The following is a 17,330-nucleotide window of genomic DNA, read 5'->3' on the forward strand; positions in this document are numbered from 1 at the left end:
TGACTTTAGCATTGCTTGCGATGCGGACAAACAAAAAAATCTAGTCAGGATGGCGCCTGGATCAGATGTTCTGTCCGATGAGCCACAGCACGCCGGATGGATCCGACAGCTTGAAGTCGCGGGCGGGGACGAAGGCTTTCTGCTTCACGCTGCTCAGTGGGTTCATTTCATTTCCTTGCCATGTGCCGGGTTGAAAAAATCCCGCAGCAGCGGAGCTGGTGCGGGACGGTCTGTCGCGGCTGGCGGGCCTTTTATTGCAGCTTGGGCTCGTCTTCCAGCATGACGACGCCCGGCAGGCCGGAACGGAACACCGCCTGTTGCAGGGTGTCGATCGCCTTCTTGCGGAAGAACTGCTTGCGGGTCACCAGCAGCACCCGCCGCTGCGGCGTCGGCTGGCTGAACGGCACCACCGACAGCAGCGCCTCGTCGCCGGGGCCGACCGAAGTGGCCGGCATCACGGTGACGCCCATGCCGCTGGCCACCATATGGCGTATGGTGTTGAGCGAACTGCCCTGCAAGGTGTTGGCCAGGCTGTTGCCGAAGTGCTGGCGGCCGGACAGCTCGCTGCAGGCCTGCAGCACCTGGTCACGGAAGCAGTTGCCCTGGGTGAGCAGCAGCACGCTTTCCTCCGCCAGCTGGCAGGCATTGACCTGCGGCTGCTTTTCCCAGGGGTGGCCCTTGGGCGTGGCGACGACGAAGGGCTCGTCGTACAAGGGCCAGGCCTCGATGCCGGTTTCCTCGAAAGGATCGGCGACGATGATGGCGTCGACCTCGCCGCGCTTGAGCATTTCCGCCAGCCGCGAGGTGTAGTTCTCCTCCAGGATCAGCGGCATGTCGGGCGCCAGGATGCGCAACGCCGGAATCAGCTTGGGCAGCAGATAGGGGCTGATGGTGAAGATCACCCCCAGCTTCAGTGGCCCGGCCAGTTCGTTCTGGTGTTCGCCGGCCAGCCGCTTGACCGCTTCGGCCTCTTCCAGCACCCGTTGCGACTGCTCGATGATGCGTTCGCCGATTTCGGTGACCGCCACTTCCTGGCCGCCGCGTTCAAACAGCGTGATGCCCAGCTCGTCTTCCAGCTTCTTGATGGCGATCGACAGCGTCGGCTGGCTGACGAAGCAACTCTGGGCGGCGCGGCCGAAGTGGCGCTCGCGCGCCACCGCCACGATATAGCGCAGTTCGGTCAGCGTCATGGTTTAGCGTTGGTGTTCCGGCAGCACGATGTTGACTTCCAGGACTTCGTAGTCGTCCTGGCGCTCAACCTGCACCTTGATGTCTTCCAGGTTGACGGACACGTACTTGGAGATCACTTCCATCAGTTCGCGCTGCAGCGCCGGCAGATAGTCGGGGGCGTGGCGGCCGTTGCGTTCGTGGGCCAGGATGATCTGCAGGCGTTCCCTGGCGATGGCTGCGGATTTCTGGCGCTTGCCAAAAATCATATCGATCAATGACATGACTTAACCTCCAAACAGGCGCTTGAGGATGCCCACCTTGGGTGCGTCCAGGAAGCGCATCGGGCGTTGCTCGCCCAGGAAACGTGCCACTACGTCGGAATAGGCCTCGGCGACATCGGAACCTTTCAGGTGGATGGCCGGAGTACCCGAGTTGGAGGCTTGCAGCACGCTTTGCGATTCGGGAATCACGCCCAGAAGGGGCACCCGCAGGATTTCCTTGACGTCGTCCACCGACAGCATCTCGCCCTTGTCAACGCGGCCCGGCGCGTAGCGGGTGATCAGCAGATGTTCTTTCACCGCCTCGCGGCCTTCCTCAGCGCGCTTGGACTTGGACGACAGGATGCCCAGAATGCGGTCGGAGTCGCGCACCGACGACACTTCCGGGTTGGTGACGATCAATGCCTCGTCGGCGAAGTATAGCGCCATCAGCGCGCCCTTCTCGATGCCGGCCGGGGAGTCGCAGACGATGTATTCGAAGCCGCTGTCGGCCAGTTCCTTCAGCACCTGCTCCACGCCGTCCAGCGTCAGCGCTTCCTTGTCGCGGGTTTGCGAGGCCGGAATGATGTAGAGGTTGTCGCAGTTCTTGTCCTTGATCAGCGCCTGGTTCAGGTTGGCCTCGCCATTGACGACGTTGATCAGGTCGTACACCACGCGGCGTTCGCAGCCCATGATCAGGTCGAGGTTGCGCAGGCCGACGTCGAAGTCGATCACGGCAGTCTTGTGCCCGCGCAGTGCCAGGCCGGAAGCGAAGCTTGCGCTGGTGGTGGTTTTGCCTACGCCACCCTTGCCGGATGTCACAACGATGATTTTTGCCACGGGGCTTTCCTTTGGAAAAATGTGTTACTCGCCGAGCGCGGTCATCACCAGGCGCTCGTTCTCAAGATAGATCTGGGTGGGTTTGCCCAAAATGCTGTCCGGCAGCGCCTGCTCTATGGTGCGGTACACCCCGGCGATGGAAACCAGTTCGGCCTCCATGCTGCGGGTGAAGATGCGGGCGGCCGCATTGCCGCGCGCGCCCGCCAGCGCCCGCCCGCGCAGAGGCGCATAGACGTGGATGTTGCCGTCGGCGATGACTTCGGCGCCGGCGCTCACTACCGCCAGCACGATCAGATCGCAGCCCTTGGCGTAGATCTGCTGGCCGGCGCGCACCGGCCGGTCGATGATCATCGCGCCGGCGGGAACCGCCGCCGCAGGGGTTTCGACGGCGGACTTGGCCTGGGGTTCCTGCGGCGCTTGCGCCGAGCGGGGCAGAGCGGCGCTGCTGGCGAAAGCCAGGCCGAAGCGGCTGGCCATCGCCGCCAGCGAATTGTCCGGATGGCGCAGCGCCACGGCGCGGATGCCGCGGCGGCTCAGCAGCGGCAGCAGCCGGCCCAGATCCAGTTCGGCCGGTTTGGGCAGGGCTTCCACGTCGAGCACGAAGGCTTCCGCCGGCGCGTCGTTGCTGTTGCCGAAGCGCGCGTCCAGCGCCTGGCTCAGTTCGTCCAGGTTGTCGGTGCGCAGCAGGATCGCCAACAGGTCCAGGTTGGCGGATTTGATATCAAAGGCGTTTGCCACTGGGCTCATGGGTAGCTTTTATATGTAGATAGATTTCTTCTATGGCGCGAGTGTACTGGCTTGCCGGCATGCTTTCAATGGCGATGAGTCGGCGGCGGGCGCGGATTGGCGCGGGAGCGGTAGGCGGGGGAGCCGGAGTGCGTCGCCCAAGCAACAGAATCTGTTGCGCTGCAGAAGTGACTGTCCCGATGGTCGGGTGGCGGCTGGGGTGGCTTGTGTAATGATAATGGAATTTTTCCCTGATAAAACCTGATGTAAAATAGCCGCTTAGTTTATTGTGCGGCGCAGCATTTCCTTGACCGAAGTGTTCTCGCTGCGTTACAGTGTGGTTGTTGCGTTGCAGCATGCGCGGAACAACAGTTTTGTTGCTGTATCACTGAGTCGTTGTCTACCCGACATTTTAGGAGCTGATTACATGTTTACCACCACCCAGGAACTCTCCGCCCTCGGTCAGTCACAGTTCGACAAGGCTGTCCGCCTGTCCTCCATCGTGCTGGCCGGCGCCGAACGCTTTGCCAGCCTGCAGCTGGATCTGTCGCGCAAACTGCTGTCCGACAACGCCGAAGCCTTCAAGGCGCTGAGCGAAGTCAAGGACGCCAAGTCGCTGACCGACCTGCAAAGCGGTCTGGCGCAGCCGGCGCTGGATCAGGCATTTTCCGCCGCCCGCCACGTTTACGACGCCGCCTTGGCCACCCAGAACGAGCTATCCAGCTTTGTCGAAGAGCAGATCGCCGAAAACAGCAAGGCGCTGCAAACCAGTCTGGATCGCTTGTCCAAGAACGCTCCGGCCGGTTCCGACATCGCCGTCGCCGCGTTGAAGACCTTGCTGAACACCTCGACCGTCGCTTTTGAAAGCGTGTCCAAGACCGCCAAGAAGGTCGGCGCCGAAATCGCCGAGGCTGGCGTCGAAGCCGCCACCAACTCGGCCAAGGCCGCCAGCGCCGCAGTTGGTCGCAAGAAAACCGCCAGCAACGCCGCCTGAGCGATACCACTCTGGCTCGAGTGAGGAAACCCGCCGGTGGCGCGCCACCGGCGGGTTTTCATTTTTGCGGCGGCGGATGGGCGGCGAGAATGGCCCCAAGCTGCTCCAGCAGGGCCGGCCAGTTCTGCTGGTCGGGCAAGGTGAGCATGATGGAGCGGGCCAGGTTGGCGGCAAAGTGCTGGGCTGCCGGCGGCAGCGGCGCAGGATAAGGCGGGGTCTGGCCCAGATGTTTCAGCAGATAGGCTTGGGCCAGCTGGCGCAGCCTGTCCGCCAGCTGCCATTGACTGGCCAGCATTTGCTCCCACTGCAGCGCGCGCGGCTGGCCATCCGGCAGTGGCAGCGCGGCGTGGCCGGCATGGAGCAGGGCGGCAAACACCCGCTGGCAGAAGCGCGCGCTATGCGCCGGGCCGCAGTGCAGCCAGCAGCCGGCCTGCGGCGCCAGCGCATCCAACAGCAGCTGCGCGTCTCCCGCCGGCGGGGCGGCGCAGCCCGCCAGCAGCATGAAGCCGTGTTCCGCGGCAAGCGTTTGCCAGTCTCCGGACAGTTCGATGAACGCCAGCCCTTCCGCCTGGCATCGCGCCTGCCTTTGGGCCAGCGGCTGATCGCCGTCCCGGGCCAGATCCAGCCAGCAGTCCGCCAGCGCGATGCCTGTCCAGTCTGACGGCAGGCGCGCAGGAAGGTCGCTCTCGGACGCAGGCGTCAGCCCTCGCGCCTCTAGCCGGCGCAAGAACCAGGGGAGATGGGGAGCGTGTCCCCTGATGCGGTACGAAACAGCCATGTTGATGCCGGTGCGGGCCGCGAGGCGCGGCATGGTTCCTGTTAGAAGCGTGGCAGATGCGGCGGGGTACGGCAAACCATTATCCCGTGGAATGCTGATATTGTGCAATGCAGCATTCGCTGGGCGCAAAAAAACCGGCCATTGGGCCGGTTTGCCGTTTGGGCTGCCGCTTATTTGCCGAAGCGGGCAATGCCTTCCACCAGTTCGGTCTTGGCGTCTTCCTGCGTGCCCCAGCCTTGGATCTTGACCCATTTGCCCTTTTCCAGATCCTTGTAGTGCTCGAAGAAGTGCACCATTTGCAGACGCAGCAGTTCTGGCAGGTCTTCCAGTTTCTGAATCGCCTTGTACATCGGGCACAGTTTTTCCACCGGTACGGCGATGAGCTTGGCATCAACGCCGGATTCATCTTCCATACGAATCATGCCCAGCGCGCGGCAACGCACCACCACGCCCGGCGGCAGCGGGAACGGAGTCACCACCAGCACGTCAACCGGGTCGCCGTCTTCGGACAGGGTTTGCGGCACGAAGCCGTAGTTGGCCGGGTACATCATGGAGGTGCCCATGAAGCGGTCCACTACCAGCGTGTTCCATTCCTTGTCGAATTCGTATTTGATCGGAGCGGCGTTGGCGGAGATTTCGATGACGACGTTGAAGTCGCCCGGCATGTCTTTGCCCGGGCCGATGCTAGCGAGATTCATGGAGCGGAATCCTTGAGTGTTGTTGAACATTATTGAGTGACCGGGCGATTATATCAGCAGCTGCCGAGGATGTGCCGCGAAGGTATAATCGCGGCTTCGATAGGATGGACGCGCGAGGGATGGTGCCGATGCTGGACAAGTTGATCGTGGAGCTGGACAAGGGGTTGCGCACGCTGTGCGCGCCGGCGCAGAGCGCGCGCGCGCATCCGGACCAGGACATTGCCGAGGCCGATCTGAGCGCGGCGGACAGGAAGCACGCGCTGGGGCTGATGCGGGTCAACCATTGCGGCGAAGTGTGCGCGCAGGCCTTGTACCAGGGCCAGGCGCTGACCGCCCGCGATGCTTCGGCACGCCAGGCGCTGCGTCAGGCGGCGCAGGAGGAAGTGGAGCACCTGGCCTGGACCGAGCGCCGCATCCGCGAGCTGGGCGGCCGTCCCAGCTTGCTCAACCCGTTGTGGTATACCGGCTCGCTGGCGCTGGGAGTGGCGGCCGGCGTGCTGGGCGACAAGTGGAATCTGGGCTTCCTGCAGGAAACCGAGCAGCAGGTAGGCGCCCATCTGGATAGCCATCTGAGAAGCCTGCCGGCAGACGACGCTCGAAGCCGCGCCATCGTCGAGCGCATGCGCGACGACGAGTTGCAACATGCCGAAATGGCGCAGCAACTGGGGGCGGCCGTTCTGCCGGCGCCGATGAAGGCGGCGATGAAGTTATCTGCCCGGCTGATGACCGGCAGCAGCTACCGCATCTGAGTCCGCGGTGCCCGCATGTTCCCGACCCGCGCTCCGCCGGCGCGGGTTTTCTTTTGCCTGCGGTTTGACCGCGATCATGGTTTGCCGGCGCGGCGATGCGCTGTTTGCCGCCTGCTTGATCAAGGTCTACCGCCGGTTCGGCGCCATGTCCTACCGTGCGGTCAGATATTTCTGATTGCCAGCAGGAGGATATGTGAACGCATACCAAGCAGACGTAGTGATAGTCGGCGCCGGCGGGGCGGGCTTGCGCGCCGCCATCGCCGCCGCGCAGTCCGATCCAGGGTTGAGGATCGCGCTGATCTCCAAGGTGTATCCGATGCGCAGCCACACCGTAGCGGCGGAGGGCGGGGCGGCGGCAGTCAAGCAGAGCCATGACAGTTTCGACGCCCATTTCCACGACACCGTCTCCGGCGGCGACTGGCTGTGCGAGCAGGACGTGGTGGAATACTTCGTCGCGCAGTGCCCGGAGGAGATGGTGCAACTGGAACACTGGGGCTGTCCGTGGAGCCGCAAGGAAGACGGCAGCGTCAATGTGCGCGCCTTCGGCGGCATGAAGATAGAGCGGACCTGGTTCGCCGCCGACAAGACCGGCTTCCATATGCTGCACACCTTGTTTCAGACGTCCATCCCGTTTTCGAATATCCAGCGCTTTGACGAGTATTTCTGCGCCGATCTGATCGTGGAGGATGGCCAGGCGCGCGGCGTGCTGGCGATCGAGATCGCCAGCGGCGACAGCGTGCTGATCGAGGCCGGCGCGGTGGTGATGGCTACCGGCGGCGCCGGGCGGGTGTTCCGCGAGAACACCAACGGCGGAATCGTCACCGGCGACGGCATGGCGCTGGCCTACCGCCATGGCGTGCCGCTGCGCGATATGGAGTTCGTCCAGTACCACCCCACCTGCATGCCGCGCACCGGCTTGCTGTTTACCGAAGCCTGCCGCGGCGAGGGCGGTCTGCTGGTCAACAAGGATGGCTACCGCTACCTGCAGGACTATGGCCTGGGGCCTGCCGGGGACCAGCCACGCAACAAGTTCATGGAGCTGGGTCCGCGCGACCGGCTGAGCCAGGCTTTCTGGTACGAGCAGCAGAAGGGCCGCACGGTTGAAGGGCCGCTTGGCTCGGTGGTGTATCTGGACCTGCGCCATTTGGGGCGAGCCAGGCTGCGCGAGCGGCTGCCGCAAATCTGCGAGCTGGCCGAGGAGTTTCTGGGCATCGACCCGGCGCAAGCGCCCATCCCGGTACGGCCGGCGGTGCACTACACCATGGGCGGCATTCTGGTGGATGGCTGCTGCGCGTCGACTATGCCCGGCCTGTTTGCCGCCGGCGAGTGTTCCAGCGTGGGCATACACGGCGCCAACCGGCTGGGGTCGAACTCTTTGGCCGAGCTGTCGGTATTCGGCAAAGTGGCCGGCATCGAGGCCGCGCGCTTCGCCCGCGGGCAAAGGCCGGCCAGCCGCGAAGCGCTGCAGCAGCAAGCCGAAGCCGCTGAGGCCAGGCTGCACGCGTTGCGGGCAAGGCAGGGCTCGGAGCGCATCGCCGACATCCGCCGTGAAATGGCGCAGACCATGGAAGAGGGCTGCGGCATTTATCGGCGGGAAGCCAGCATGCAGGCCACCTGCGACAAGCTGGCGGAGCTGAAGCAACGCTTCAATTACGTGAACGTCGAGGACAAGTCCAGCGTGTGGAACAGCGACTGGCTGCTGGCCATCGAGCTGGGCTACCAACTGGATGTGGCCGAGGCGATGGCGCATTCCGCGCTGCAGCGCAGGGAGTCGCGCGGCGCGCACCAGCGTCTGGATGGTTACGAGGCGCGCGACGACGTCAACTTCCTCAAGCACAGCCACGCCATTTACCAGGCGGACGCCGCGCCGCGCATCGAATACGGCGCGGTGAAGATCACCAAGTCCCAGCCTGCGGTGCGCGCCTATGGCGCTGCGGGGCTGGCGGCGGAGCGGGAGACGCAGCATGGCTGAAGCCACTTTCATCATTGAAATCATGCGTTACCGACCGGAGCAGGATCAGCAGCCGTGGCTGCAGAGTTTTGCGGTGCCGTATATCGACGATATGTCGGTGCTGCAGGGTCTGCAATACATCCGCGACTACCTGGACGGCACGCTGGCCTTCCGTTGGTCCTGCCGCCAGGCGATCTGCGGCAGCTGCGGCATGATGGTGGACGGCGCGCCCAGGCTGGCCTGCAAGACCTTTCTGCGCGACTACCCCGGCAAGGCGCGCATCGAAGCGCTCCACTACTTCCCGATCGAGCGCGATCTGGTGGTGGTGCTGGACGACTTCATGGCCAAGCTGGACAGCATCCAGCCCTACATCATCCCCAGGCACGACAAGTCCTTGGCTGAGGGCGAGCACCTGCAGACGCCGGCGCAGATGGAGCGGTACTCGCAGTTCAGCGACTGCATCAACTGCCTGCTGTGCTATGCCGCCTGTCCGCAGTACGGCATCGATTCCCAGTTCCTGGGGCCGGGCGCGATCGCCTTGCTGCATCGATACAATATGGACAGCCGCGATGGCGGCTCGGCATCGCGGATGGAGTTGCTGGCGGCGCAAGAGGGGGTGTTCAACTGCACCGCCGTCGGCTATTGCTCGGAAGTCTGCCCCAAGGCGGTGGACCCGGCCAATGCGGTGAATCTCAACAAGACCCAGGTGGCCAAGGACTACTTCCTGCGTTTTGCCAGACCCAAGGGAGCCTGCAAATGAACAAGCGTCGTCCTTACGTCCGGACTATGGCCGGCTGGTGGAAGAAAAATCCCTACTTTATCGAATATATGGCGCATGAGGGGACGGCGTTGTTCGTCGCCGCCTATGCCTTCTTGCTGCTGTTCGGCCTGTGGCGGCTGAGCCGGGGCCAGGCGGCGTGGAACGGCTTCCTGGCGGCGCTGCATAGTCCGCTGTCCACCTGGCTACATCTGATCCTGTTGGCGATGATCGGCTACCATAGCTACACCTGGTTCAAGATTATGCCGCGCACGCTGCCGCCGCTGCGGCTGGGCGGCAAGCGCGTTTCGGCGGCGGCGATCACCGGCGGCGGTTTTGCCGCCGTGGCGCTGGCCAGTGCTGCGTTGTTTGCGCTGGTGTGGGGGATTTCGGCATGAAGCGCCAACTGAAACGATCACATGCGCCCATCTTCTGGGTACTGTTCGGCGCCGGCGGTATGCTGGCGGCGCTGCTCGGGCCGGCGCTGGTGTTCATCACCGGCCTGGCGCTTCCGCTGGGCTTGCTGCCGCAGCGGGTTTTGGGCTTCGCCGCCATGCGGGCGCTGGCGCAGAGCCTGATGGGCAAGGGCGCGCTCTGGCTGCTGATCAGCCTCTTGCTGTGGCACGCGGCGCACCGCGTCTACCATAGCCTGCACGACCTTGGCATCCGCGGCGGCGCGCTTGCCAAGGCGCTGACCTACGGTCTGGCCATGCTGGCCACGCTGCTGTCAGCCGCGCTGCTGCTGGGTATCGGCCGTTAGGCCGGCGGAGGGGGCCGGCGAGGCCGGCCTCCATCTGTGGTTTCCACTTAACAGCCAGTCGAAACAGTGTTGCTGGCAGTCTTTAATCGCCGATATGCGCTGTTTTCCAGCCGCGCTGAAAATTTTCCTGCCTATAGTGGATAGTCTGTCATGCCGTTTCCATGCATGGCGCACCATTTTGCATTTGTGCTGGTCTTTGCCATTGTTTTGCCGTTTGACATGGTGTGCGGTTTTCGCCGGAAGGGGAATCGCATCGTCGGCTGCAACCAGTAACGGGTTCCGCAACCTGTGCAAGGAGAAGTGCGATGTCGCTTGGGTCGGTGACTGGCAGCTATTCCATTTCCCAGCAATACACCCCTATCACGGCTCCCGGCGTGCTGGCGCCTGTCGGCAGCGACGGGACGCAAGGCCCGGGGGGGGCGCAGCGCAAGCAGGACAACGGGCCCGACGGTGGCTTCGGCCAGGAGGTGGTGCTGGCCCTGCAGCAGTCGGGCCTGAATCTTTCCGTCGCCGCCGATAACGGCAACACCGGCGTCGGCAACGGCGACGCCAGCCCGCAAAACATCGCCATCGGCGCGCTGTCCGGCAGCACCGGCAGCAATCTGCAGCAGGCCTTGCATACCTTTGTGCATGCGGTGTACCAGGCGGTGCAGGCCGAGGGCTTGTCCAGCAGCACCTCCGGTTCCGGCCAGGGGCCGGCCGCCGGCGGTTACGGCGACTTCCAGAGCAATCTGCAGAAGCTGCTGCAGGATGTGAGCAACGGCACCCAGAACAACGCCACCGCCAGTCTGAGCTCGGCTTTCAAGGATTTGCAGCAGTCACTGGGCAGCGGCTCGGGAACCGGCGCGTCGCAGCAGGCGTCGCTGCATACCTTCTTGCAAAACCTGATCGCGCTGCAGAACAGCCAGACGCTGTCGTCCGGCGGCGTCGGCTCGCTGCTCAGTACCAGCGCTTGAGGGGACCAAGTGCGGTGCGGCTGTGGATGGCGCAGCGCGTCCGCCAGGACGGCCTATACTGAAGCCGGCAGCCTTCGAAAGGGTTGGATTGTGGCTTTTTGGATGGCTTGGTTGAGATTTTTCCCTTAATTAACATAAATTTACAGCTTGTCCCTTTGTCGCCGCCGCTGCATGCCGATATACCGATATCAGCGCAGGCTGAGGCGGGTCGATCAGTTCTTTAAGGAGAGCATCATGTCAGTCGGGTCTCTGGGTAACAGCTCAATCTCTTTGCAGTACACGCAGGTGGATATTCAGGAAAGCTTCTCTTCCGATCAGGGACAGTCTTCCGGAGGCGGAGCGGTCCAGGGCAGCGGCGGTGGCGGGCATCACCACCATGGTGGTGGCGGCGAACTGACGCAGAGCGTGCTGCAGGCCTTGCAGCAGTCCGGACTGTTGCAGTCGGCTTCCGGCGGCTCATCGACGGGGTCCACGGATGGAAGCTCCGACACCTCCAACTCCACTGGCGTGGTGGGTGCGGCGGGAGGCAATCAGCAACAGGCGGTGCATGCGTTCATCCACTCGCTGTTTCAGGCGCTGCAGCAGGAGGGAGCATCCTCCGCCTCGGGCGTTTCCGGAGGCAGTGGTCAAGATGGTGATGGCGATGTCGACTCAGGAGGCCAGGATCAGGATGCCGGCGCCGGGGGGGGGAGCGGTGCCGGCTATGGCAATCTGCAGAACAATCTGCAGCAGTTGCTGCAGGACATCGCCAATGGCACCCAGAACAGCGCGACTTCAACGCTGGGCTCCGCCTTTCAGAACCTGCAGCAGGCTTTGGGTATTAGCGGCAGCGGCCAGTCGTCGCAATCGTCGCTGCAGTCGTTTCTGCAAAACCTGACCAATAATCTGCAGCAGAATCAACTCGGCAGCAGCGCCGGCGTGGGCGCGCTGTTGAGCACCTCGGCCTGAAGCCAGGCCATTGGCCGCAGGGGAAAAGGCAAGGCCGGGTTTCCCCGGTCTTGCCTTTTGCGCCGGCGCTCAGCGTTTGCCGCGCGACGGCAGGCTGGTGAGGACGCCCAGCGCGATGATGGCGACGCTGATCAGGCCGGTAGCCACCTCTCCCAGCTCGACATGCAGCACGGCGGCGAACATGATGGCTACCAGCGCGGCAATCGCCCAGAACGCCGACGCCTCCAGATACTTGAACTGGCCCATCACGTCGCGCTCCACCAGGTAGAGGGTCAGCGAGCGCACGAACATCGCGCCTATGCCCAGGCCGGCGGCGATCAGCCAGAAGTCGTTGGTGATGGCGAAGGCGGCGATCACGCCGTCCATCGAGAAGCTGGCATCCAGCACTTCAAGGTAGACGAAGCCGATCAGGCCGTTCCTGGCCGCCGCGGTTTTGATGTCCATGCCGCCGAACAGCTGCTTGAACATGTGCAGCGCCATGAACACCACATAGCCCCAGAAGCAGCTGCTGATGAATGCCATCCGCTGCGCGGCGGGAAGCAGCGCGGCAATCGCGGCCACCACCAGAACGGTGACCAGCGACTGCGCGTTCTCCACGCTGCCCAAGCGCGCGAGTAGCGGCTCGATGCCCGGAATCCAGTGCTCGTCCTTCTCATGGGTGATGAAATACTCGATCACCACCATCAGCAGGAAGGTGGCGCCGAAGCCCATGATCATCAGATGGCTGTGATGCATGATTTCCTGGTAGCGCTGCGGCTGCTCGGTGGCGACGATGAAGGCCTCGCCCAGCGAGACGCCGCCGGCGGCGACGACGATCAGCAGCGGAAACAGTATCCGCATGCCGAACACCGCCACCGCGATGCCCACGGTCATGAAGATTCGCCGCCAGCGCGGGCTCATCGCCTTGAGCACGCTGGCGTTGACCACCGCGTTGTCGAAGGAGACGCTGGTCTCCAGCACCGCCAGCACCAGCGCGGTGATCAGGAAGGCCAGCGCGTGCTCGGCGCCGCCAAGCCGGTAGCCGTACCAGCCGACGGCGGCGAGCACGGCCAGGCTGAACAGCAGCGAGCCGCGAAAATAGGAAAAAGTGGAGCGCATGTGCAAATACCTGATTATGTTGCGGTTATTCCGCTGTTTTTTGAATGAGCGAACGGCCGGGGAGGCCGGCCGTTGCGAGCGGAATTATAAGGCTGAATCAGTCGTTTGGCATCATGAAGCGGAGGCGGAGGGCCATTGCGCCAGGCAGCGGCGATAACGGCTGTCCACCCGTTTGGCGAACCACTCGGTGGTCAGCTTGCGGCTGATCTTGGGGCTCTTCAGGTCGATCTGCGGCATCGCCGCGCGCGGCAAGGCCCGGCCCGCCTGCTTTTCCGCCAGCGCAAACACCCGGCGGTACAGTTCGCTTTGGCCGAAGGCGGCGCTCTTCTCCTGTTTCAGGTCGCTCAGCACCGCGTTGGCGCTTAGATCCAGCCGGCCGGCGATGGCCAGCGCGGCCTGCTGGCTGCCGGAAGGCTGGCCGCCCTGATAGTTGAGCAGATCGCCGTCGAACGCCAGCTTGCGGCCGCCGATCCGCGAGAGCGCGGCCTGGAAGGCGGCGTTGCGGCTGCTGTAGCGGCCGGCGTTGAAGTCGGCGAAGCGGTACCGCATGTCCTGATAGGGGGCGGGGTATTGCAGCAGGATGGCGGCGCCGAAGTAGACGCCGCCTTTGCGGCTGAATACCTGATGGCGGATGCTGTCGCGGTGCGGATAGGGATAGGGCCAGATCCGGGCGTGGGCTTCGGCGAATTCCACGCTGACCTGCATCGGCCCGCCGGTACGGATCGGATTCTTCATGTCGGGCAAGCCCATCTTGCCGGCTTCGCGCGACATGTCCTCGAACAGCAGGTTCATTTCGCGCTCGGTGCGCAGCGCGTCGATGCGCGCCTTGTAGCTCTGGCCATTGGGCGATGTCTTCAACAAGGCGCCCTTTACCACGGTCAGCGGCACCAGGTAGCGGTGCGCCTTTTCTTCAATCTTGCCCCAGACGATCTGGGAGAGGCCCGGCACGGCCGGGTCGGCCTGCCAGCTGGATTCTTGCTCTATCACCGCTGCCAGCGCGCAGGCGTTGTCGACCGTGGCCGGAATCCGCAGATGGCGGAAGGCGTTGTCGATGTCGGCGATCCAGCCCTGGCGGTCGCGCGTCCCGCTGGGGACGGAGCGGGCGATGAAGTCAGGCGAAACCAGCGGCGGTTTGGGCACGATGGCTGTCGGGGCGATTAAGGCCAGCGCCGGAGCTGCGCTGGCGGGAGCCGGGGACGGTTCGTCGGCTGGGACCGGAGCGGCGGACGGCGGCATGATTGCCTCCGCCTCCGGCGCGGGGAGAGGCCGCGAGCTGGCGCAGGCCGCCAGCAGCGCGGTGATCAGCAAGAGCGAGGTGCGTTTCATTATGGTATGGGGTTGGGCAAAGGCGTCACCGGCGAGGGTAGGGCAAGCCGGCGAGGCTGGCAAGGCGCGATCAGCGCGGCGGCAGGTAGGGGACGGGGTCCACCGCCTGGCCGCGCAGCCGCAGCTCGAAATGCAGTTTCACCCGGTTGGCGCCGGAGTCGCCCATGGTGGCGATGGCCTGGCCGGCCCCGACCTGGTCGCCCTCGTTCACCAGCAGCTGTTGGTTGTGGGCGTAGGCGGTCAGCGTGTCCTCGTTGTGCTTGATGATCAGCAGGTTGCCGTAGGCGCGTATGCCCTTGCCGGCGTATACCACCTTGCCGGCGGCGGCGGCATGAATCTCGTCGCCAGCGCTGCCGGCGATGTCGACGCCCTTGTTGCGGTTGCCGTCGAAGCTGGCGAGCAAGGCGCCGGCAACCGGCCATTGCAGCTTGATGTCCAGCTTCGCCGGCGGCGGCGCCGGTTTTTCCACCGCTTTGGGCGGCGGCGGGCGGTTGGCCTTGCCGGCGGTCTTGCCGGCAGAAGGCGGCTGGATGCGCAGCAACTGGCCGGTCTGGATGCTGGAACTGTCGGACAGTTGGTTCCAGCGCGCCAGGCTGCCTACGGTCTGTTTGTACTTGCGGGCGATGCGGTACAGGGTATCGCCGGACTGCACCCGGTAATATCCTGCCGGCGCAGGAAGCTCAGCCGGACGCGGTGTGGCGCAGGCCGCCAGCCATAAGCTGCTACAAAGAATAAAGGTTCGCAAAGACATGGCTGGGATTCTATCACTGTCTTTCCGCCGGCAAGCCTGCGGCGGACAAAAGCGGATGGGAGAGGCAATGATGAAATGGGTTTGGCTGGGGGTGGCCTGCTTGGGCTCCGGATGGGTGTGGGCCGCGCCGCCTGTGATCAATCTGTACACGCTGGACTATCCTCCCTTTGTGATCCGCGACAGTCCGCAAAGCCCGCAGCGCGGCATCGCGGTGGAACTGGTGCAGCAGGCTTTGTCGCATGCGGGTCTGCGCGGACAGTTTGTCGATCTGCCGTGGAAGCGGGCGCAGCTGCAGGTGATGAGCGAGGAGGACGGCTGCCTGATGCCGCTGACCCGTTCGCCCAGGCGCGATGGGCAGTACCGCTGGGTGGGGTTGATTGACGACAGCAGCCACTCTCTGTTCGTTTCCGCCGGCAGCACGCTGCAGCTGCATTCGCTGGCCGATCTCAAGGGGCTGCGGGTGGTGGCCCTGCTGGGATCGTCGATGGCTGAGTGGCTAAGGTTGCACCAGGTGACATTTTCCGAACTCGCCACCACCGAGGACGCCTATCGCGAGCTGAGCCTGGGCGTGGCGAATGTCTGGGCGGTGCACAGCGCGGTGGCGCGCTATCTGGTGAAGAAGCAAGGGACCAGCGCGGTGCCGATCCGCGAGGCGATGCGCTTGCAGGATACCGGCATTTATCTGGCCTGCGGCAAGCGCATGCCGGACGAGGTCGCGCAAAGGCTGGGAACCGCGCTCAAGCAACTGCGCGACGAGGGCGCGGTCGCCAGGCTGATGGCCAAGTACCTGGATTGAGCGTCCAGCAAAAAGCCCCCGCGGGCGGGGGCTAGGCTGGGTAGGGCTTAGCGCGTGATCGGCTTGTAGCGGATGCGCTTGGGCTTGGCGCCTTCCTCACCCAGGCGCTTCTTCTTGTCGGCTTCGTATTCCTGATAGTTGCCGTCGAAGAAGGTCCACTGCGATTCCCCTTCCGCCGCCAGAATGTGGGTGGCGATGCGGTCGAGGAACCAGCGGTCGTGGGAAATCACGAACACGGTGCCGGCGTATTCCAGCAGCGCGTCTTCCAGCGCGCGCAGGGTTTCGACGTCGAGGTCGTTGGACGGTTCGTCCAGCAGCAGCACGTTGCCGCCCTTCAGCAGGGTCTTGGCCAGGTGCAGGCGGCCGCGCTCGCCGCCGGACAGCATGCCCACCTTCTTCTGCTGATCGGCGCCCTTGAAGTTGAAGCGTCCCAGGTAGGCGCGGCTGGACATCTCGAACTTGCCGACGGTCAGGATGTCGGCACCGGCGGCCACGTCCTCGAACACGGTCTTGTCGCCGTCCAGGCCTTCGCGGCTCTGTTCGACGAAGGCCATCTGCACGGTCTGGCCGATTTTCACCGCGCCGGAATCCGGCTGCTCTTTGCCGGCTATCATCTTGAACAGCGTCGACTTGCCGGCGCCGTTGGGGCCGATGATGCCGACGATGGCGCCGGCCGGCGCCTTGAAACTCAGGTTGTCGATCAACAGGCGGTCGCCGAAGCCCTTGGACACGCCGTCGAACTCGATCACTTCGCTGCCTAGGCGCTCGGCCACCGGGATGAAGATTTCCTGGGTCTCGTTGCGCTTCTGGGTTTCATAGCTGGACAGCTCCTCGAAGCGGGCGATACGCGCCTTGGACTTGGCCTGGCGGCCCTTGGGGTTCTGGCGCACCCATTCCAGCTCTTGCTTCATCGCCTTCATGCGGGCGCCTTCCTGCTTGCTTTCCAGCTCCAGGCGCGCTTCTTTCTGTTCCAGCCAGGACGAGTAGTTGCCCTTCCACGGGATGCCTTCGCCGCGGTCCAGCTCCAGAATCCATTCGGCGGCGTTGTCGAGGAAGTAGCGGTCGTGGGTGACGGCCACCACGGTGCCTGGGAAACGCACCAGGAACTGTTCCAGCCATTCGACGGATTCGGCATCCAGGTGGTTGGTGGGCTCGTCCAGCAGCAGCATGTCGGGCTTGGACAGCAACAGCTTGCACAGCGCCACGCGGCGCTTCTCGCCGCCGGACAGCGGGCCGATCTTGGCGTCCCACGGCGGTAGGCGCAGCGCGTCGGCGGCCAGTTCCAGCTGCAGCGCCACATTGTCGCCGGCGCCGGCGGAGATGATGGCCTCCAGCTTGGCCTGCTCTTCGGCTAGCGCGTCGAAGTCGGCATCCGGTTCGGCGTAGGCGGCGTAGACTTCCTCCAGGCGCTTTTGCGCGCCCATCACGTCGCCCATGCCGCTTTCCACTTCCTCGCGCACGGTCTTGTCGTTGTCCAGCTTCGGCTCCTGCTCCAGGTAGCCGATCTTGACGCCGGCCAGGTGTTGCACCTCGCCGTCGTATTCCTTGTCCACATTGGCCATGATGCGCAGCACGGTGGATTTGCCGGCGCCGTTCAGACCCAGCAGGCCGATCTTGGCGCCGGGGAAGAAGGACAAGGAGATGTCCTTGATGATCTGACGTTTCGGGGGGACGATCTTGCTCACGCGGAGCATCGACATCACGTATTGGGCCATGGGTGCGTTCACATTGGTTGGAGTGGGACTAGGCGCCGATTATAACGAAATCCGCGCCCG

Annotated in this window: 20 protein-coding genes; 9 read left to right on the top strand and 11 right to left on the bottom strand. The window is 64.2% G+C overall.

Annotated features, from left to right (window positions below; translation table 11 throughout):
* Window positions 1-251: 251 nt before the first annotated feature.
* Genes BI344_RS19945 through BI344_RS24485 form a run of 5 tightly spaced genes read right to left on the bottom strand, consistent with a single transcriptional unit; the run spans window position 252 to window position 3,351 of the window.
* Window positions 252-1,190: a LysR substrate-binding domain-containing protein gene (locus BI344_RS19945; RefSeq protein WP_071114549.1), complete on the bottom strand. Its 939-nt coding sequence runs from the start codon at window positions 1,188-1,190 to the stop codon at window positions 252-254.
* 3 nt (window positions 1,191-1,193) lie between these two features.
* A complete protein-coding gene (gene minE / locus BI344_RS19950) occupies window positions 1,194-1,451 on the bottom strand; it encodes a cell division topological specificity factor MinE (protein ID WP_011136924.1) in 258 nt (85 codons plus the stop codon).
* Between the two features lie 3 nt (window positions 1,452-1,454).
* A complete protein-coding gene (minD, locus tag BI344_RS19955) occupies window positions 1,455-2,267 on the bottom strand; it encodes a septum site-determining protein MinD (protein WP_071114550.1) in 813 nt (270 codons plus the stop codon).
* A gap of 24 nt (window positions 2,268-2,291) precedes the next feature.
* Window positions 2,292-3,014, bottom strand: a complete 723-nt coding sequence (minC, locus tag BI344_RS19960) for a septum site-determining protein MinC (RefSeq protein ID WP_071114551.1) — start codon at window positions 3,012-3,014, stop codon at window positions 2,292-2,294.
* Window positions 2,989-3,351, bottom strand: coding sequence for a hypothetical protein (locus BI344_RS24485; RefSeq protein WP_158021096.1), 363 nt, complete (start codon window positions 3,349-3,351; stop codon window positions 2,989-2,991). The genes minC and BI344_RS24485 overlap by 26 nt, the downstream gene beginning before the upstream one ends.
* 69 nt (window positions 3,352-3,420) lie before the next feature.
* Between BI344_RS24485 and BI344_RS19965 the strand changes: the two genes are divergently transcribed.
* Window positions 3,421-3,987: a phasin family protein gene (locus BI344_RS19965; RefSeq protein ID WP_071114552.1), complete on the top strand. Its 567-nt coding sequence runs from the start codon at window positions 3,421-3,423 to the stop codon at window positions 3,985-3,987.
* Between the two features lie 58 nt (window positions 3,988-4,045).
* Here BI344_RS19965 and BI344_RS19970 read toward each other — a convergent pair whose 3' ends face one another.
* Window positions 4,046-4,765, bottom strand: a complete 720-nt coding sequence (locus tag BI344_RS19970) for a hypothetical protein (RefSeq protein ID WP_206600444.1) — start codon at window positions 4,763-4,765, stop codon at window positions 4,046-4,048.
* A gap of 170 nt (window positions 4,766-4,935) precedes the next feature.
* A complete protein-coding gene (ppa, locus tag BI344_RS19975) occupies window positions 4,936-5,463 on the bottom strand; it encodes an inorganic diphosphatase (RefSeq protein ID WP_071114554.1) in 528 nt (175 codons plus the stop codon).
* Window positions 5,464-5,591: 128 nt separating this feature from the next.
* Here ppa and coq7 point away from each other — a divergent pair, with 128 nt between their 5' ends.
* The 7 genes from coq7 to BI344_RS20010 all read left to right on the top strand — a co-directional run bounded on the left by coq7 (window position 5,592) and on the right by BI344_RS20010 (window position 11,584).
* Window positions 5,592-6,212: a 2-polyprenyl-3-methyl-6-methoxy-1,4-benzoquinone monooxygenase gene (gene coq7 / locus BI344_RS19980; protein ID WP_071114656.1), complete on the top strand. Its 621-nt coding sequence runs from the start codon at window positions 5,592-5,594 to the stop codon at window positions 6,210-6,212.
* Between the two features lie 193 nt (window positions 6,213-6,405).
* Window positions 6,406-8,184, top strand: a complete 1,779-nt coding sequence (gene frdA / locus BI344_RS19985; RefSeq protein ID WP_071114555.1) for a fumarate reductase (quinol) flavoprotein subunit — start codon at window positions 6,406-6,408, stop codon at window positions 8,182-8,184.
* The gene (locus BI344_RS19990; RefSeq protein ID WP_071114556.1) at window positions 8,177-8,923 is read left to right on the top strand and encodes a succinate dehydrogenase/fumarate reductase iron-sulfur subunit; all 747 of its coding nucleotides are present in this window, start codon (window positions 8,177-8,179) and stop codon (window positions 8,921-8,923) included. The genes frdA and BI344_RS19990 overlap by 8 nt, the downstream gene beginning before the upstream one ends.
* Entirely contained in the window at window positions 8,920-9,318 is a 399-nt protein-coding gene (locus BI344_RS19995; RefSeq protein ID WP_071114557.1) for a fumarate reductase subunit C, read from the top strand. The genes BI344_RS19990 and BI344_RS19995 overlap by 4 nt, the downstream gene beginning before the upstream one ends.
* Window positions 9,315-9,680: a fumarate reductase subunit FrdD gene (frdD, locus tag BI344_RS20000; RefSeq protein WP_071114558.1), complete on the top strand. Its 366-nt coding sequence runs from the start codon at window positions 9,315-9,317 to the stop codon at window positions 9,678-9,680. Before BI344_RS19995 ends, frdD begins: the two co-directional genes overlap by 4 nt.
* Window positions 9,681-9,985: 305 nt before the next feature.
* Window positions 9,986-10,636: a hypothetical protein gene (locus BI344_RS20005; RefSeq protein WP_071114559.1), complete on the top strand. Its 651-nt coding sequence runs from the start codon at window positions 9,986-9,988 to the stop codon at window positions 10,634-10,636.
* Between the two features lie 234 nt (window positions 10,637-10,870).
* Entirely contained in the window at window positions 10,871-11,584 is a 714-nt protein-coding gene (locus BI344_RS20010) for a hypothetical protein (RefSeq protein ID WP_139167087.1), read from the top strand.
* A 69-nt stretch (window positions 11,585-11,653) separates the two neighbouring features.
* On the opposite strand, the gene BI344_RS20015 is transcribed toward BI344_RS20010, so the two are convergent.
* From BI344_RS20015 to BI344_RS20025, 3 genes are all read right to left on the bottom strand, one after another.
* Window positions 11,654-12,682: a DUF475 domain-containing protein gene (locus tag BI344_RS20015; RefSeq protein WP_071114561.1), complete on the bottom strand. Its 1,029-nt coding sequence runs from the start codon at window positions 12,680-12,682 to the stop codon at window positions 11,654-11,656.
* Window positions 12,683-12,793: 111 nt separating this feature from the next.
* Window positions 12,794-14,008 (bottom strand): DUF1615 domain-containing protein, encoded by a 1,215-nt coding sequence (locus BI344_RS20020; RefSeq protein ID WP_071114562.1) that lies wholly within the window; start codon window positions 14,006-14,008, stop codon window positions 12,794-12,796.
* Between the two features lie 70 nt (window positions 14,009-14,078).
* Window positions 14,079-14,660 carry a peptidoglycan DD-metalloendopeptidase family protein gene (locus BI344_RS20025; protein WP_241499419.1) on the bottom strand — a complete coding sequence of 194 codons (582 nt, stop codon included), beginning with the start codon at window positions 14,658-14,660 and terminating at the stop codon, window positions 14,079-14,081.
* A 166-nt stretch (window positions 14,661-14,826) separates the two neighbouring features.
* Between BI344_RS20025 and BI344_RS20030 the strand changes: the two genes are divergently transcribed.
* Window positions 14,827-15,555, top strand: a complete 729-nt coding sequence (locus BI344_RS20030) for a substrate-binding periplasmic protein (RefSeq protein ID WP_071114564.1) — start codon at window positions 14,827-14,829, stop codon at window positions 15,553-15,555.
* A 47-nt stretch (window positions 15,556-15,602) separates the two neighbouring features.
* Here the strand turns inward: BI344_RS20030 and ettA are convergent, their stop codons facing one another.
* Window positions 15,603-17,270, bottom strand: coding sequence for an energy-dependent translational throttle protein EttA (gene ettA / locus BI344_RS20035; protein WP_071114565.1), 1,668 nt, complete (start codon window positions 17,268-17,270; stop codon window positions 15,603-15,605).
* Between the last annotated feature and the right edge of the window lie 60 nt (window positions 17,271-17,330).

The organism is Chromobacterium sphagni, assembly GCF_001855555.1.
GTDB lineage: Bacteria > Pseudomonadota > Gammaproteobacteria > Burkholderiales > Chromobacteriaceae > Chromobacterium > Chromobacterium sphagni.

Coding starts and splice junctions, on each gene's coding strand:
- BI344_RS20005 (WP_071114559.1), top strand. CDS start 9,986: ATGTCGCTTGGGTCGGTGACTGGCAGCTATTCCATTTCCCAGCAATAC.
- coq7 (WP_071114656.1), top strand. CDS start 5,592: ATGCTGGACAAGTTGATCGTGGAGCTGGACAAGGGGTTGCGCACGCTG.
- BI344_RS19995 (WP_071114557.1), top strand. CDS start 8,920: ATGAACAAGCGTCGTCCTTACGTCCGGACTATGGCCGGCTGGTGGAAG.
- ppa (WP_071114554.1), bottom strand. CDS start 5,463: ATGAATCTCGCTAGCATCGGCCCGGGCAAAGACATGCCGGGCGACTTC.
- BI344_RS19990 (WP_071114556.1), top strand. CDS start 8,177: ATGGCTGAAGCCACTTTCATCATTGAAATCATGCGTTACCGACCGGAG.
- BI344_RS20010 (WP_139167087.1), top strand. CDS start 10,871: ATGTCAGTCGGGTCTCTGGGTAACAGCTCAATCTCTTTGCAGTACACG.
- BI344_RS19970 (WP_206600444.1), bottom strand. CDS start 4,765: ATGGCTGTTTCGTACCGCATCAGGGGACACGCTCCCCATCTCCCCTGG.
- BI344_RS19965 (WP_071114552.1), top strand. CDS start 3,421: ATGTTTACCACCACCCAGGAACTCTCCGCCCTCGGTCAGTCACAGTTC.
- BI344_RS20030 (WP_071114564.1), top strand. CDS start 14,827: ATGATGAAATGGGTTTGGCTGGGGGTGGCCTGCTTGGGCTCCGGATGG.
- minC (WP_071114551.1), bottom strand. CDS start 3,014: ATGAGCCCAGTGGCAAACGCCTTTGATATCAAATCCGCCAACCTGGAC.
- BI344_RS20015 (WP_071114561.1), bottom strand. CDS start 12,682: ATGCGCTCCACTTTTTCCTATTTTCGCGGCTCGCTGCTGTTCAGCCTG.
- minE (WP_011136924.1), bottom strand. CDS start 1,451: ATGTCATTGATCGATATGATTTTTGGCAAGCGCCAGAAATCCGCAGCC.
- ettA (WP_071114565.1), bottom strand. CDS start 17,270: ATGGCCCAATACGTGATGTCGATGCTCCGCGTGAGCAAGATCGTCCCC.
- frdD (WP_071114558.1), top strand. CDS start 9,315: ATGAAGCGCCAACTGAAACGATCACATGCGCCCATCTTCTGGGTACTG.
- BI344_RS19945 (WP_071114549.1), bottom strand. CDS start 1,190: ATGACGCTGACCGAACTGCGCTATATCGTGGCGGTGGCGCGCGAGCGC.
- BI344_RS20020 (WP_071114562.1), bottom strand. CDS start 14,008: ATGAAACGCACCTCGCTCTTGCTGATCACCGCGCTGCTGGCGGCCTGC.
- BI344_RS24485 (WP_158021096.1), bottom strand. CDS start 3,351: ATGCTGCAACGCAACAACCACACTGTAACGCAGCGAGAACACTTCGGT.